Here is a 770-nt window from a genome sequence, read left to right as displayed (position 1 = left end):
AAAGAAACAAAAGTATCAATGAAGCTTCAAAAAGATGTCGCCTCGTATAATACCTGGGGACAACAAACGATCACGGCAACAAGTAACTGGAAACAAATTGTCTTTGTTGGCTCGCCAAAAGACGGAGATCCCTCACGAATTATATTTTTCTTTCTGATATAAATGTGTCTGTTTATGTTGACAACGTATCTTTGATAGATTATACCAACAATACTACTTTCAATAAAAAATAGTGCCGAAAACCCTTTTTGTATGCATAGCAATAAGGGGCATATCTTAGATTTATGGCCAGCAATAAGTAAGGCTGACGTCGGCATGATTCGACTTATGGATTCTGGTGTTAATTGGCCGTACATTGAAGCGCAAAAAGGCGTTTTTACATGGGCAAGAATGCAGATGTATGTTGATAATAAAAAATATATTCCTGACAGCAAGATTATGTATACGTTTTCAGATGTCCCTGGCTGGGCTAATGGCGAACAAAGGGGGGGGTATGCTCCGTTAGATATGGGCGACTGGAAAAACTTCGTAACACGTTTAGTTGATAAATATGGAGATGTTATTGACTACTATGAAATGTGGAATGAGTTCGACTATTCTCTATTCTGGGCAGAGAGTTCAGAAAAATGCTAGAAATGCACAAAATCGCTTACGAAATAATCAGAAAAAAGGACCCAACAGCAAAAATTTTACTTCCCAACATTACTATATTTGGTTTGCCTCGATTAGAGGAATATCTTGCTTTGGGTGGAGGAGATTACGCAGATATC

1 protein-coding gene is annotated in these 770 nt (G+C 37.9%); it reads left to right on the top strand.

The genetic code is table 11. The annotated features are described in order from the left end of the window. Positions 1-252 precede the first annotated feature (252 nt). The gene (locus THIDRDRAFT_RS26085) at positions 253-633 is read left to right on the top strand and encodes a hypothetical protein (RefSeq protein ID WP_007043430.1); all 381 of its coding nucleotides are present in this window, start codon (positions 253-255) and stop codon (positions 631-633) included. Positions 634-770 lie beyond the last annotated feature (137 nt).

The organism is Thiorhodococcus drewsii AZ1 (assembly GCF_000224065.1).
Lineage (GTDB): Bacteria > Pseudomonadota > Gammaproteobacteria > Chromatiales > Chromatiaceae > Imhoffiella > Imhoffiella drewsii.
This window is presented reverse-complemented; position numbering and strand designations above follow the sequence as displayed.